The 14,888-nt window shown below is 70.7% G+C and carries 6 protein-coding genes; 2 read left to right on the plus strand and 4 right to left on the minus strand.

Annotated features, from left to right (window positions below; all coding sequences use genetic code 11):
* Window positions 1-257: 257 nt before the first annotated feature.
* On the minus strand, window positions 258-1,517 hold the full coding sequence (locus U3653_RS17420; protein WP_195080330.1) for a TetR/AcrR family transcriptional regulator: 1,260 nt from the start codon (window positions 1,515-1,517) through the stop codon (window positions 258-260).
* A gap of 127 nt (window positions 1,518-1,644) precedes the next feature.
* Between U3653_RS17420 and U3653_RS17425 the strand changes: the two genes are divergently transcribed.
* Both U3653_RS17425 and U3653_RS17430 read left to right on the plus strand, forming a co-directional pair.
* The gene (locus U3653_RS17425) at window positions 1,645-2,460 is read left to right on the plus strand and encodes an enoyl-CoA hydratase (RefSeq protein ID WP_195080329.1); all 816 of its coding nucleotides are present in this window, start codon (window positions 1,645-1,647) and stop codon (window positions 2,458-2,460) included.
* 48 nt (window positions 2,461-2,508) lie between these two features.
* A complete protein-coding gene (locus tag U3653_RS17430; RefSeq protein WP_195080328.1) occupies window positions 2,509-3,534 on the plus strand; it encodes an SDR family oxidoreductase in 1,026 nt (341 codons plus the stop codon).
* 22 nt (window positions 3,535-3,556) lie between these two features.
* On the opposite strand, the gene U3653_RS17435 is transcribed toward U3653_RS17430, so the two are convergent.
* The 3 genes from U3653_RS17435 to U3653_RS17445 all read right to left on the minus strand — a co-directional run.
* On the minus strand, window positions 3,557-4,798 hold the full coding sequence (locus U3653_RS17435; RefSeq protein WP_323124526.1) for an Nramp family divalent metal transporter: 1,242 nt from the start codon (window positions 4,796-4,798) through the stop codon (window positions 3,557-3,559).
* Between the two features lie 130 nt (window positions 4,799-4,928).
* A complete protein-coding gene (locus U3653_RS17440; protein ID WP_195080610.1) occupies window positions 4,929-5,918 on the minus strand; it encodes an alpha/beta hydrolase in 990 nt (329 codons plus the stop codon).
* A gap of 235 nt (window positions 5,919-6,153) precedes the next feature.
* Window positions 6,154-14,888 (minus strand): non-ribosomal peptide synthetase (locus tag U3653_RS17445; protein WP_435406569.1); only part of this gene is annotated, 8,735 nt, incomplete at its 5' end.

Raw genomic sequence — 14,888 nt, forward strand, 5'->3', positions numbered from 1 at the left:
CTAGGCGCGCTTCCGGCTTTCGCGGACTACTACGGCCCCGTGCGCGTCGTATTCCACCCGCTCGAACGTGGCGAAGCCCAACTCGTTCAACGCTTTCAGCGCGGTGTGTGAGTTGTAGTTGTTGGTCCCGCCGACGCTTGCCTGCCCTCCCGTGGCCAACCCGATGAGTTGAGTCGGCGGCCAGAGGACGTTGTCGACAAGGACCGCATAGGTCTGCGGCAGCCTCGGAGTTCGGTCACGGGTTGCGAGGTGCGGGGTCAATCGCGGTGGTTGTGCGGCTCTGCCTGTTCGGCGAGCAGCACCGCGTCCATGAGCGCGGTCACCCGGGCCAATTGCGCTGGCCGGGAATCGAATCGGATCAGTCTGCCCACATCGATCACCTGGCTGATGGCGGCGTGCACCCGAAAACGCGCTTCCACCGGGTCGCCGTCGAGCAGGTTGGCCCACTCCAGCACGTTCTGCCGCTGGATGGCGCGCAGCTTGTGCTGCTCGGCCTGCGGCAGATTGCCGAACTCGGCGTAGTACACCGCCATGATCTCGGGCATGGCGAAACTCAGCTTGGCGTAGCGCTCGGCCACATTCCGCGCGGCGTCCGCCCGGCTCGTCGCTTCGGCCAGCGCCTCGGTGATCGCGATGGCCAGCCGGTCGCCGGTGCGGTGGAAGGCCGCGGCGAGCAGGTCGGCCTTGCTCGCGAAGTACCGGTACACGCTGGAGGCGTTGATGCCGACCGCGGCGCCGATCTCCTCGATGCTCGCCTCGTGGTAGCCCTGCCTGCCGAAGATCCGGATGGCCTCGGTGAGCAACTGTTCGCGCTTGGAGGTCACCGGGATGCCGCGAACGGGCGGCCCTGGATCGGGTTCCGCCGGCGCGGGAGGCAGGTCGGTGCGCAGGATGGCCCAGGACATCTGATGCAGCAGCGGAAGCAGCCGGGCGCTCGACAGCGCGGTGCGGTGCGCGGCGATGCTGGCGATCGCGCTGAGCACGCCCGCGGCCAGCATCGCCACGTCCGCGGGCGGCGCCTCGGGGCGCAGCAGCGCGATCGGCGCCGCGAGGGTGTTGTTCAGGTCGTCGTAGATCTTCTTGATCCGGACGCGATCGTCCCGCTCGAGATAGCGCCGCTCCCAGCGGTAGAGCCCGGCCTCGCGGCGGATCTCGACGGTGTGCTCGCTGATCGCGCGAATCAGCGCGTCCGCGCGCCGCTGCGGGTCCAGCCGCGCGTCGTCGGCTCCCTCCGCGACGCTGAGCAGGTGTCGCGCGCCTTCCTCCGCCGCGGCGACCAGCAGCGCGTATTTGTTCGTGAAATGCCGGTAGAGGGCGGGACCGGAGATGCCGACCTCGGCGGCGATCTCATCGACGCCGACCGGGTAGTACCCGCGTTCGCTGAACGCGCGTGCGGCGGCCCGGATGATCTGCACCTTGCGGTCCTTCGGACGGCGGCGCACCGAAGGCGCGCCCGCCCGCCTGCCCGGTTCGGGGCGCGCGGGAGCGAGATCGATCTCGCTGCGATCCGCGACCATGCACCTCTCCGTTCTCCGGCGGCGCTGGTTGACAGCGCCCGTCACTGGACCCTAAGTTAACCACAATTCGCAAAGTTAACCACTATTCACGGCCTGGCGCCCGCCGAATTGCAGCTTAGGAGCAAACGTGAGCAACAACGATTCCGCGGCCCCGGCCGCGCCCTCCGCCGCGAAGTTCACCGCGGTCCAGGACGGCAAGGTGCTGCGGATCACGATCACCAACCCCAAGCGGAAGAACGCCATCGACTACGACACCATGGTCGCGCTCGGGGACGCCTTCCACGCGGCGGCGGACGACCGCGCGGTGCGGGCGATCGTACTGACCGGCGAAGGCGGCGATTTCTGCACCGGCGCCGATCTGTCCGCGAGCGCGGACGAGGCGCAGCGTGGCATCACCTCGGACATGGTGATGGACGCGGCGAACCGGCTGGTGCGCGCCATCGTCGACGCGCCGGTCCCGGTGATCGTGCGGATCCGTGGCGCCGCGGCGGGCGTCGGCGTCGGCATCGCGCTGGCCGCCGACCTTGTCTACGCCAGCGAGGACTCCTACCTGCTGCTGGCCTTCATCAACATCGGCCTGATGCCCGACGGCGGGGCGGCCGCGCTGGTCGCCGCGGCCGCGGGCCGCCCGCTGGCGGCGCGGATGGCGCTGCTCGGCGAACGGCTGCCCGCCAGGGAAGCCGCGGCCGCCGGTCTGTTCACCGCCGTCGTCCCCGACGCCGAACTCGACGCCGCGGTCGAGGCCGGGGTCGAGAAGATCGCCACGGGTCCGCGCCGCGCGCTCGAGCTCACCAAGCAGGCGCTGAACCAGGCCACGCTGACCTCGCTGGACGCGGCGCTGGCCGCCGAGAAGGCGGGGCAGACCGAGCTGCTGCGCTCCCCCGATTTCATCGAGGGCGCCACCGCGATGCTCACCAAGCGCAAGGCCGTCTTCGCCGACTGATCGGCCCGCCGGAACGTAGCGACCGGCAGGCGACTATGTTCATCGGCTATGACTTACCTGGTTACCGGGGCAACTGGGTTCATCGGTCGTTTTCTCATCCCTGAGCTCCTGAAACGCGAGGGTGACATCCACGTGCTGGTGCGGCCGGGCGATGCCTCGGCCGACCGGTTCGCCTGCTGCGCGCGGGAATGGGCCGGCGGCGACCGCGTCCGCCTGGTACGCGGCGATCTCGGCGCCCCGGGGCTCGGCATCGATCCGACCTGGCTGGCCCGGCATCGCGGCGCCATCGAGCACGTCTTCCATCTGGCCGCGGGCTACGACCTGACCGAGCGCGGCGGCGGGACCAGGAACCTGGTCGACGTCGCCGAGGAACTTGGCGTCGGCCTGCTGCACCACGTCTCGACCGTGGAGGTGGCCGGGTCCAGCGAAGGGCTGTTCACCGAGGACATGTTCGATCACGGCCAGACGCTGGCCACCCCGATGCAGCGCGCGCAGTTCGAGGCCGAGCGGATGGTGCGGGAATCGTCGCTGCGCTGGCGCATCTACCGGCCATCGATCGTGATCGGGCATTCCAGGACCGGCGAGATCGATCGGATCGACGGCCCGTACTACTTCTTCCGCCTGCTGCGCATGGGCGCGCAACTGCCGAGGCTGCTGCCGGTGCTGGTGCCCAAACTGGGCGAGACAAACATGGTGCCGGTGGATTTCGTGGCCCGCGCCCTCGATCACATCGCGCATCGCCCCGGCTCTGACAAGATCGCCTATCACCTGGTGGATCCGCGCAGGCAGAGCGCGGTCGACGCGCTGAACCTGTTCGCCGACGAGGCGGGGGCGCCACACCTGGTCGAGGTGATGCCAAAACGCACCCTGGACATGATGTTGCGGGTCCCCGGCGTGAACTGGCTGCTGCCCCGGGTCGGCGTGCCGCTGGACGTGCTGGAGCACAGCGAATTCGCCTGCTGGTTCGATTGCAGGCACACCAGCGCGGCCTTGGCCGGCACCGACATCAGGGTGCCGCCGCTGGAGGCCTACGCGCCGCGGATCTGGAAGTACTGGATCGAGAACTGGGTCTGACCGGCGCGCCGCACCGGGCGGGCTACCGCCCGGTGACGGTGAGATAGATCAGGGCGGCGTTGAGCACGGAGATGATCGCGGCGACCGCCCAGGCCAGCGCGGTGGTCAGGCGATGGTTGACGTCCGCGCCCATCAGCGTGCGGTCACTGGTGAAGCGCACCAGGGGGATCAGCGCGAACGGGATGCCGAACGACAGCACCACCTGGGAGATGATCAGCGCGCGGGTCGGGTCGATGCCCAGCGCCAGGACCGCGATGGCCGGGATCAACGTGATCAGCCTGCGCGCGATCAGCGGAATCCGCTTGTGCAGCAGGCCCTGCATGATCATCGCGCCCGCGTAGGCGCCGACCGACGTGGAGGCCAGACCGGAGGCCAGCAGGCCGATCGCGAGCAGCAGCGCGGCGGCCGGGCCGAGCACGTCGCCGACGGCCGCGTGCGCGTCCTCGATGGTTTCGACGTCTCGCCCGCGCAGGGTGTTGGCGGCCATCAGCAGCATGGCCAGGTTCACCGTGCCCGCCAGGATCATGGCCAGCCCCACGTCGACCTTGGTGATCCGCAGCAGCCTGGCGCGCAGCGGCCCGGCCTCCGGTTGCCCGTGCCGGTCGCGGGCCAGGCCGGAGTGCAGGTAGACCGCGTGCGGCATGACCGTGGCGCCGATCATGGCGGCGGCGAGCAGGACGCTCTCGGTGCCCTGGAAGCGCGGCAGGAGCCCGCTTGCCGCGTCGGCGGCCGACGGCGGGGCGATGACCACGCTGGCCAAAAATCCGATCGCGATGATCGCGAGCATCCCGGTGATCACGCGCTCGAACGGTTGCTGGCCACGGCGGTCCTGCACCAGCAGCAGGCCCATCGAGACCGCGCCGGTGATGACCCCGCCCACCAGCAGGGGCAAGCCGAACAGCAGATGCAGCGCGATGGCGCCGCCGACCACCTCGGCCAAGTCGGTGGCGATCGCGACCGTCTCCGCCTGACCCCAGTACGCCAGCCGGACCGGGCCGCTCGCCTTCGCGCGCACCGCTTCCGGCAGCGACCACCCGGTGACCAGGCCGAGCTTGGCCGAGAGGAACTGCACCAGCCCCGCCATCACGTTGGCCAGGACGATGACCCAGACCAGGAGGTAGCCGAACTGCGCGCCCGCACTGATATTCGACGCGACGTTCCCGGGATCGACGTACGCGATGGCCGCCACGAACGCCGGTCCCAGCAGGACCGTCGCGGCACGCGCGCGCTCGGTGGCGGACTTGGTCGACTCAGCCAGCGTAATACCCACGAACTGAATTTTACGGCCTCCCGAACTTTTTGTGACGGTTACCCCACAAAGACGACCGCCTGGTCCCGCGACTGCGGAGACCAGGCGGTCGGTGGAAGCGGACCGGGCGTCCCGGCTCAGTCGATCAGATACCGAGACCCTTCGCGAGCACGGGCCACGACCGCTGGAACTCGTCGCGCCAATAGCCCCACGAGTGGGTGCCCGAGTCGCGGAAGTTGTAAGTAGCCGGGATACCCAGCTCGTCCAGCCGGTTCTTCAGGTTGTGCGTGCAGTAGTTGGTGCCGGCCTCGATCACGCCGCCGATGATGATCTGGTTGGCCAGACCGTAGGCGCCGGGAAGGGCGTACTGACCGTTGAGCGTGTCGTACTGACCGGGCAGGCCGTTGCCGGTGGAGATGTAGAGGTCGAGCCCCCGCAGCCCCTCGGCGTTCACGTACGGGTCGTTGGCCACCCACTCCGGCGAGCCTTCCGGACCCCACATGTTGTCGGTGTCGCCGCCGCCCCAGGTCTCGACGGTCAGCTTGACGAACTCGGAGCCGACCGGGTCACTGGTCTGCGCGCAGCCGCTGTAGGCCGCGGCGGCCTTGTACAGGCCCTTCTTGGCGATCGGCAGCGCGAGCACCGTGGTGCCCGAAGTGGAGAGGCCGGCGATGGCGTTCACGCCGTTGGTGCCGAGCGCGCCGTCGACCAGCGGGGGCAACTCCTCGGTGAAGAAGGTCTTCCACTTGTTGCGGCCGAGCACCGGGTCGTCCTTGATCCAGTCGGTGTAGTAGCTCCACTTGCCGCCGATCGGCTGGATCACGTTGACGTTCTTGTCCGACAGGAACTGCAGCGCGTCGGTCTTCGCCTGCCACGAGGCTTCGTCCTCGCCGCCACCCGCGCCGTTGAGCAGGTACAGCGTCGGACGCGGCACGGAGGCGTCGGCCGGGCGCTGGACGTCGATGATGACCTTCTCGTCCATGGCCGCCGAGTACACGTACAGCCGGATGCTGCGCGCGTCCTTGTACTCGGCCTTGGTGATACGCGAACCGTCCGGGGCGACCGGGTCGGCCAGCAGGCTTTTGGAATCGATGATGGGATCAGCTGTCGCGCTGGACGCGCCGAGACCGGTCATCATTCCCGCGAGCACCGCGGTTGCCGCGATCGCGGCCGCGGCCCGCAGGCCACCGCGCCGGCTCTGTCGACGTATCAATTTCGCACCTTCGCTTCGTCTCGAGATTCGCTCTGCATGCCCCACGCGCCGGGTGGACGTCCAGGCATCCGCCCGACCATACGGCCTATGTAGTCGTCACAACAGTGGACTTCGTTACCGCACCGTTGCCCATCATGCCCGAACGGTGTCGGTCCGATCATGACCGCCCCATGTTCCGTGTCGCTTCCCACCCCGGGGGATCGAGCAACTCGGACAATCGGGGCCCGATCTGGGCCAGCGCTTCGGGCGATGTCATCTGATCGTGCGAGACGCCGACGGGATGATCGTCCACCCGGCCGTCGACGTAGGGTTGCCAGCCGGCCGCCGCGGTGTCGTGACCGGCCGCGCTGAAGTAGTCCAGCCGGCCGCGGAAGACCGCAGGCCGGTGCTCGGCGATCAACTCGGCCGAGCGCACCGCGCTGCGGTAGATCCGGCGCACCCGGTCGGGGGTGAGCACCGCCATGTCCGGCGGGATGGTGGCGTGCAGCGCGGCCAGCGCGTCCTCGCTCAGATCGTGGATGTCGCCCTCGCCGGGCAGCAGGGCGTCGGCGCCGATGCCGAGTTCGGCCAGCGCCTCGCGGATCGCCGCCCTGAAGTCCGTGACGTCGATGTCGGGGTGGCTGTCGAGCATGGTCAGCAGGCCGATCTGCTCGCCCGCGGCCTGCAACTCGGTCGCCACCGCGTGCGCCAGGACACCGCCGAGCGACCAGCCGAGCAGGCGGTAGGGCCCGTGCGGCTGCACCGCGCGGATCTCGGCCACGTAGCGGTGCGCCATCTCGGCCAGCGACCGCGGCAGGTAGCCCTCTTCGGTGAGCGCGGGCGACTGCAGGCCGAAGATCGGCGTGCTCGCGGGCACGTAGCGCGCCAGGCCCGCGTAGCACCAGGACAACCCGTACATCGGGTGCAGGCAGAACAGCGGCTCGGCGGCGGCCACGTCGTGCGGAACCATGGTGCGGATCGGCAGCAGGACGCCGAGCGCCGCGTTGGAGTCCTGGTCGTAGTCGTGGTCGTCGGCCAGCGCTGCCATGATCCTGGCCGCCAGCGCCGCCGGGGTCGGATCGGTGAAGAACCACTGCACCCGCACCTCCGCGCCGGTGAGCGTACGCAGCCTGCTGACCGCGCGCGTTGCGACCAGCGAGGTGCCGCCGAGCTCGAAGAAGTCGTCGTCCATGCCGACCCGATGCCCGACGCCGAGGTCGAGCACCTCGTCGAACACCTCGAGCACGGTCCGCTCCAGCGGCGTGCCGGGGGCGCGGTACGGACGCGTCACCAGTCGCGGTTCCGGCAGCGCCTTGCGGTCGAGTTTGCCGCTGGCGTTGAGCGGAAGCTCGGCGAGCGTGACGACCGCCGAGGGCACCATGGACGACGGCAGCGCGGCGCGGGCGTGCTGCAGCAGCGCGGCTTCGTCCAGGGTCTGCCCCGGCGCGACGACGACGTAGGCGGCCAGCCGGTCGCCGGAGCCGCCACGCACCACCGCGACCGCGGCGTGCCGCACCTGCGGATGACGCGCCAGCACGGCCTCGATCTCCCCGAGTTCGACGCGCTGGCCGCGCAGCTTGACCTGGAAGTCGCCGCGGCCCAGGTATTCCAGTACGCCGTCGCGCCAGCGCACGATGTCCCCGGTGCGATACAGCCGCGCGCCGCCCGCGTGGGCGACGAAACGCTCGGCGGTCATGGCCGGGGCCCCGAGATAGCCACGCGCCAATTGCACGCCCGCGACATACAGCTCCCCTGGAGCACCCGGCGGCACCGGTAACAACTGCCGGTCGAGCACGTGCACCCGGGTGTTGGCCACGGGCACCCCGATCGGAACCGCCACCGCGGCGTTGTCGCGCACGGGATGACCGGTGACCACGGTGGCCTCGGCGGGACCGTACCAATTGACCAGCTCCGCGTCCGGCACGGTCGCGGCGAACCGCGCCGCGGTCTCCCCCGACAGCGCCTCGCCCGCGGCGAACACCCGGCGCAGCGACGCATACTCCACGGTCGCGTTGGCGACCGGGTCCAAGAACGCGTCCAGCATCGACGGCACGAAATGCACGGTGGTCACGGCGTTCTCGACGATCACGCGGGCCAGATAGGCCGGGTCGCGATGTCCGTCGGGCGCGGCGATCACGATCGAGGCCCCGGCGTGCAACGGCCACAACAACTCCCAGGCGGAGATGTCGAAGGTGATCGGCGTCTTGTGCAGCACGACGTCGCGGCCGTCGTGCGGGTAGGCCGACTGCGCCCAGCGGAACTGGTTCACCATCTGCCGGTGCGTGATCATCACGCCCTTGGGCCTGCCGGTGGAGCCGGAGGTGTGGATGACGTAGGCGACGGTGTCCGGATGCACGTCCTCCTGCGGCCACGGGTCTTCGTACGACGGCAGATACAGCGTGTCCACCGCGATCACCGGCACACCGGTCGCGGTGTCGAACGCGTCCGCGGTGGTGGTCAGGACACAGATGGGAGCGGTGCTGCCGAGGACGTACTCGTTGCGTTCGGCCGGGTGGTCCGGGTCGATCGGGACGTAACCACCACCGGCTCGCAGCACCGCGTGGATCGCCACGACCAGGTCGATGCCCCGCCGCATGGCCACGGCCACCAGCGTCTCCGGGCCGACGCCCCAGCGCATCAGCTCCACGGCCATGGACCGCGCGCGCGAGTCGAGTTCGGCGTAGCTCAGCGTGGTGTCGCCGAAGCGCACCGCGGGCGCGTCCGGCGTGCGCGCCACCTGCGCGGCGAACAGGGCGGGCAAGGTCGCGCCGTCGAGCAGTTCCGGCCTGTCGGTGGCGTTGCGCGCGGCCAGTTCGGCGCGCTCGTCGTCCAGCAGCACGTCGATCTCGCCGATCCGCGCCTGCGGGGTGGTCACGAAGCGGCCGATCAGCGCCGAGAGCCGCTGGGCGAGCGCGAGCGCCGCCGGTTCGCCGGCCACGTCGCGCAGGTACTTCACCGAGACGCGCAACTGGTTGTCCAGCACCACCATCACCGTGAACGGGTAATGGGTGCCGTTGACCGCGCCCACGCCGGTGACGTTCATACCGTCGATGGCGCCTGCCCGGTCCAAGCCCTCGCGGTCCACCGGGAACGACTCGAACACGACCAGGGAGTCGAACAGCCCCTCGATACCCACGGCTTCCTGGATGTCGCTCAGCCCCAGGTAGTGGTAGTCCAGCAGCGCGGCTTGCTCGGCCTGCAGCTGCCGCAGCAGCCCGGCGAGCGTGCCGGCCGGGTCGAGCCGCACCCGCACCGGGATCGCGTTGAGGAACAGGCCGACCATCGCCTCGACGCCGTCCAGCTGCGGCGGCCTGCCGGACACGGTGGCGCCGAAGACCACGTCGTCACGGTCGACGGTGCGGCCGATCAGCAGTCCCCATGCGGCCTGTACCACGGTGTTCACCGTGACGCCGAGCCCGGACGCGAGCCGGGTCAGCGCGGTGGTGTCGGCCGGGGACAGCTCGAAACCGACCTCGCCCACACCGGAGGCGATCTCGCGGCCGGGATCGACCGGAGCCAGCGGCGTCGGCTCGGTGACACCGGCCAGAGCGGCGCGCCACGCGGAACGGGCCGCCTCCGTGTCCTGCGCCACCAGCCAGGCCAGGTAGTCGCGGTAGGACCGCGCCGGGGGCAGGCGCCTGGAATCGGCGCCGAACGCGTACAGGGTGAGCAGATCCTTCATCAACAGCGGCATGGACCAGCCGTCGACGAGGATGTGGTGGCTGGTCACCAGCAGGTGGTAGCGGGCCGCGGCGGAACGGATCAGCGCGAACCGCAGCAGCGGCGCGGTCCGCATGTCGAAGTGGTCGGCCAGATCCGCCGCTTTGATCCGCTCCAGTTCGGTTCCCGCCGCGGCGGGTTCCAGATGGCTCAGATCGATCAGCCGCCACGGTACCTCCAGCGCGTCCTGCACGATCTGCACGGGCTTGCCCTCGCTGTCGTCGGCGAAGGCCACGCGCAGGTTGTCGTGCCGGTCCAGCACCGCCTGCGCGGCCGCGTGCATCCGGCGCGCGTCCACCGCGCCGCCGAGATCGAGCATGAACTGGGTGGTGTAGACGTCCACCGAGTGCTCCGCGAGCAGGGCGTGGAACAGCATGCCCGATTGCAGCGGGGTGAGCGGCCAGGCGTCGGACAGGTCGGGGTAGGCGCGGGTGAACCGGTCGATGTCGGGCTGTTTGAGCCGCACCAGCGGGAAGTCCGAGGGGGTGTAGCCGCCCGCGTCCGGGCGCAGGCCGTGTTCGGCGAGGCCGCCGAGCGCCCGAATCCAGTGCTCGGCGAAGGTCTTCGCGTCCTCGCCGCGGAATGCGGCGGCGGCGAAGTCGAACCGGGCGAGCAGGCCGTCGTCGGTGGCGTCGACGGTCAGCACCAGCAGCAGGTCGTCGGACGGGATGTCGGTGTGCACCCGCGCCGGACGCAGATCCCGGTAGCGCAGCGCGAACCGGCCGCGGCCGAGGCGGCGCAGTTCGGCGGCGGTCCCGGCATTGAGGTGGCGCAGCAGGCCGTAGCCGACGCCGCGCGACGGCACCGATCGCCGCAGTTCCTTGATCTGCGCGATCGCGGCGCCCGCCGCGGGTCCGCCGATCAGGGCCTCCTCGATGTCGATCCGGCTCAAGCGCAACGGAAGCGGATATTCGGTGACGAAGCCGCCCACCGTGCTCGCCGCGTCGGCGTCGGTGGCCGCGCGACCGTCGGCGCACAGCCGGACGACCGAACCGATGGCGCGCGTGACGGTCTCGCCCGCGGAGGTCTGCAGCGCCAGCGCCAGCGCGGTGAGCAGGATGTCGTCCACTCCGGCGTGGTAGGCCTCGGCCGCCGCGGCGACCGCCGCCGCGCCCTCGGCGGTGATGGTGAGCGACACCCGGCTGCGGGCGCGCAGATCACGTCCCTCGGTTCCCGCGCCCTCCGGGACGGAGCCGAGCGCCAGCCGCCACCAATCCATTTCGGCGACGGTGGCCGGATCGTGCGCCTTCGCCGAGAGGGCGCGGATGAGCACGCCCAGGCCGGATTCGGCGCTCGCGGGCGCGGCGTGGCGCGACCGCTCCCATCCCGCGGTCAGCTGGTCGACGACCGCGCGCCAGGAGACGTCGTCGACGACGAGGCTGCTGGCCACCACGATCAGCGTGGAGCGGGCCTCGGGACCGCCGGTGAGCACGAAGTAGATATTGCGGCCCTGCTCCGGGTCGAGGGCGGCCGCGGCCGCCTGCACCACGTCGTCGATGGGCAGCGACGTCTCGCCGCGCTGCGGATCCAGCCTGCGGAACGCCTCGCCGGTGCGTTCGGCGGCGGCCGGAATGCGCAGCACGGGCGTGCCGTCGTCGCCGTACTCCACCCGCACCCACAACATCGGATGCTGCTCGAGCACAGCGGCCACCGCGTCGTGCACGGTCTCCACGGAGCAGGTCTCGGGGACGTCGATGGCGACGGCCCGCACTTCGATGCCGTCGTCCAGCATCCGCGCGGCGTGCGGCGTCAGCGGCAGTTCGCCGGCCTCGTCACCGGGCGCGCCCGCGACCACGGCGGCGCGCGCCAGCGCCGCGACCGTCCGCTGCTCGAAGACGTCCCGTGGCGTGAAACTCACGCCGCGGGCACGCGAGCGGGTGACCACCTGGATGGACACGATGCTGTCGCCGCCGAGGGCGAAGAAGTCGTCGTCCAGGCCGACCCGTTCGATGGCGAGCACCTCGCCGATCACCTCGGCGATCACCAGTTCGGCCGGGGTCGAAGGCGCGCGATAGGGGCGGGTGTCCGGCTCGGGCGCGGGCAGCGCCTTGCGGTCCAGCTTGCCGACAGGAGTCAGCGGAAGCGCGTCGAGCACGACGATCGCCGCCGGAACCATGTACTCCGGCAGTGTGCGTGCGATCCGCTCGGTCAGCACGGCCGGGTCGGCCGTCGCGCCTTCGGCGGGCAGCACGTAGGAGACCAGCATGGTTGCGCCGGAATCGGTTGCGCGGCCGAGCGTCACGGCGAAGCCGACTTCGGGCTGGGCGGTGAGCGCGGCGTCGATCTCGCCGAGTTCGATGCGGAAGCCGCGCACCTTGACCTGGAAGTCGTTGCGGCCCAGATACTCCAGCACCGGCGCGTCCTCGGTGCGGCGCCAGCGCACCAGGTCGCCGGTGCGGTAGAGCCGCTCGCCCGGCACGCCGTACGGGTCGGCCACGAAGCGGGCGGCGGTGAGGGCGGGGCGGGCATGGTAGCCGCGCGCGAGCTGGATGCCGCCCAGATACAGTTCGCCCGTGACGCCCTCGGGCACGGGGCGCAGCCTGCCGTCGAGCACCAGCGATCGCATGCCGCGGATCGGTCCGCCGATCGTGACCGGTTCGCCGGGCCGCAGCGGGTCGCTGATGGTGGTCATGACGGTGGTCTCGGTCGGCCCGTAACCATTGTGGAAGTCGCGCTCCGTGGCGGTCGTCCACTTGGCCGCCAGATCGGCGGGCACCGCTTCGCCGCCCGCCACGATGGTCCGCGTTCCCGGCAGCGCGTCCGGATCCAGCGAGGCGAGCACCGACGGCGTGAGGAAGGCGTGCGTGACGCCTCCGGCGCTGATCAGCTCGGCCAGTTCCGCACCGCCGAAGGTCAGCGGCGGCGCGACCACGAGCCCGCCCGCACCGCCCAGGGCGAGCAGCAGCTCCAGCATCGACGCGTCGAACGACGGCGACGCGAACGCCAGGGCGCGGGTGGATCGGTCGAGCCGGTAGCGCTGCACCTGCTCGGCGCTGAAATTGGCCAGGCCGGCGTGGGTGACCACGACGCCCTTCGGCACGCCGGTGGAGCCGGAGGTGTAGATCACGTACGCGGCGTTGCTCGCGTACAGCGGTCCGCGCAGTTCCTCGGGACGCAACGGCTGGTCCGAGCGCACCGCGACGTCGAGGGTGAAGTCGTGATCGTCCAAAGCGAGCCAACCGCCGGGGAGGGCGGGCAGGCTGTCCAGTTCGGCGGTGAGGGTCACGCCGAGTGCCACGCCGGAATCGGCGACCATGTGCGCGATGCGGTCGGCCGGGTAGGCCGGGTCGATCGGGACGAACGCCGCCCCCGTCTTGGCCACCGACCACAGTGCCAGCACGTATTCCACCGAACGACGGATCGCGATGGCCACCAGCACGTCCGGTCCCGCGCCGCGATCGATCAGCGCCCGCGCCAACTGCGCGGAAGCCGCGTCCAGCTCGGTGTAGCTGAAGGTGCGGTCGTCCGCGACGACGGCGATACCGGACGGATTCGCGGCGACTGCGGCGGCCATCAGATCCGGCAGCGTGCGCGGCGGCACGGCGGGTGCGCCGGCGCGGGTGATCAGGTCCGCGCGCTCCGAGTCCTCCAGGATCTCCAGATCCCCGACGGCGATGTCCGGATTGCGGACGATCGCGGACAGGATGCGACGGAACCTGCGGCCGAACTCGACCACGGTCTGTTCGTCGAACAGATCACGGGCGTAGGTGAATTCAGCGGCGAGACCGGCTTCCGCCCCGGACTCCGTGCGCTGCTCGCGCACCGTCAGCAACAGGTCGAACTTCGCCGTGTCGGCGGCCGGATCCAGCGCGGTGCAGCTCAGGCCGGGTAGCTCGAAGCCGGTCGCGGATAGGTTCTCGAACGACAGCGCCACCTGGAACAGCGGATGGCGACCGGCCGAGCGCTCGGGGGCGAGCGCCTCGACCAGCCGCTCGAACGGGATGTCGGCGTTGGCGAAGGCGCGCAGGTCGGTTTCCCGGGCGCCGGCCAGCAGTTCGGTGAAGCCGAGACCGGGCGTGACCCGGGTGCGCAGCACCAGCGTGTTGACGAACATGCCGATCAGGTCGTCCAGTTCGGCATCGCCGCGGCCAGCGACGGGCGTGCCGATCGCGATGTCCTCGGTGCCGGACAGCCGCGCCGCCAGCACCGCGAACGCGGCGTGCACCACCATGAACAGCGTGGCGTTGTGCCGTCGCGCGAGATCGGTCAGCGCGGCGTGCACGTCGGCGTCCACGGCGAAATCGGTTCTGCCGCCGGCGAAGGACTGGGCGGGCGGGCGCGGCCGGTCCGCGGGGAGGTTCAGCTCGTCGGGCAGGTCGGCGAGTTCGGTCGTCCAGTAGGCCAGTTGGGCGCCCGCGAGCGATTCGGGATCGTCGTCGGCGCCGAGCGTGTCGCGCTGCCACAGCGCGTAGTCGGCGTACTGGATGGGCAATGGCGCCCACGACGGCTCCTGCCCGCCGCCGCGAGCGACGTAGGCCAGCATCAGATCCCGGGTGAGCGGGCCCATCGACCAGCCGTCGGCACTGATGTGGTGCGCGACGAAGACCAGCACGTATTCGGTGCCCGCGAGCTGGAACAGCTTCGCGCGGAACGGCACGTCGGCGGTCACGTCGAATCCGGCTGCGACGATCCGCTGCACCTCCCCGGCGACGTGCTCGTCACCGATCTGCGCGGGCGTCAGATCAACCGGCACCTCGTCGGGCGCGAGCACCTGCTGCACGGGGCCTTCCGGTGTCTGCGGGTAGATCGTGCGCAGGATCTCGTGGCGGGCGACGAGGTCGGTGACGGCGTGCCGCAGGGCATCCACATCCAGGTCGCCGGACAAGCGGATCACGGCCGGGATGTTGTAGACCGAGGCCGAGGTGTCGAACTGGTTGAGGAACCACATGCGCTGCTGCGCCAGCGACAGCGGGATGCGGTCGGGACGCGGACCGGCGACGAGCGGAGCGCGCTTGCGTTCACCGGTGGCCCGTTCGACCTTGATGGCGAGTGCGGCTACGGTCGCGGCCTCGAAGATCGTGCGGACGGGTACGCGCGTGTCCAGCGCCGCACCGATCCGCGCCGCGACCTGCGTCGCCAACAGCGAATTACCACCCAAAGCGAAGAAATCGTCATCCGCGCCGACACGCTCCACACCCAGCACCTCGGCGAACACCGTCGCCACGATCTCCTCGATCGGAGTCGACGGAGCAC

This window comes from Nocardia implantans, from assembly GCF_035544775.1.
Lineage (GTDB): Bacteria > Actinomycetota > Actinomycetes > Mycobacteriales > Mycobacteriaceae > Nocardia > Nocardia implantans.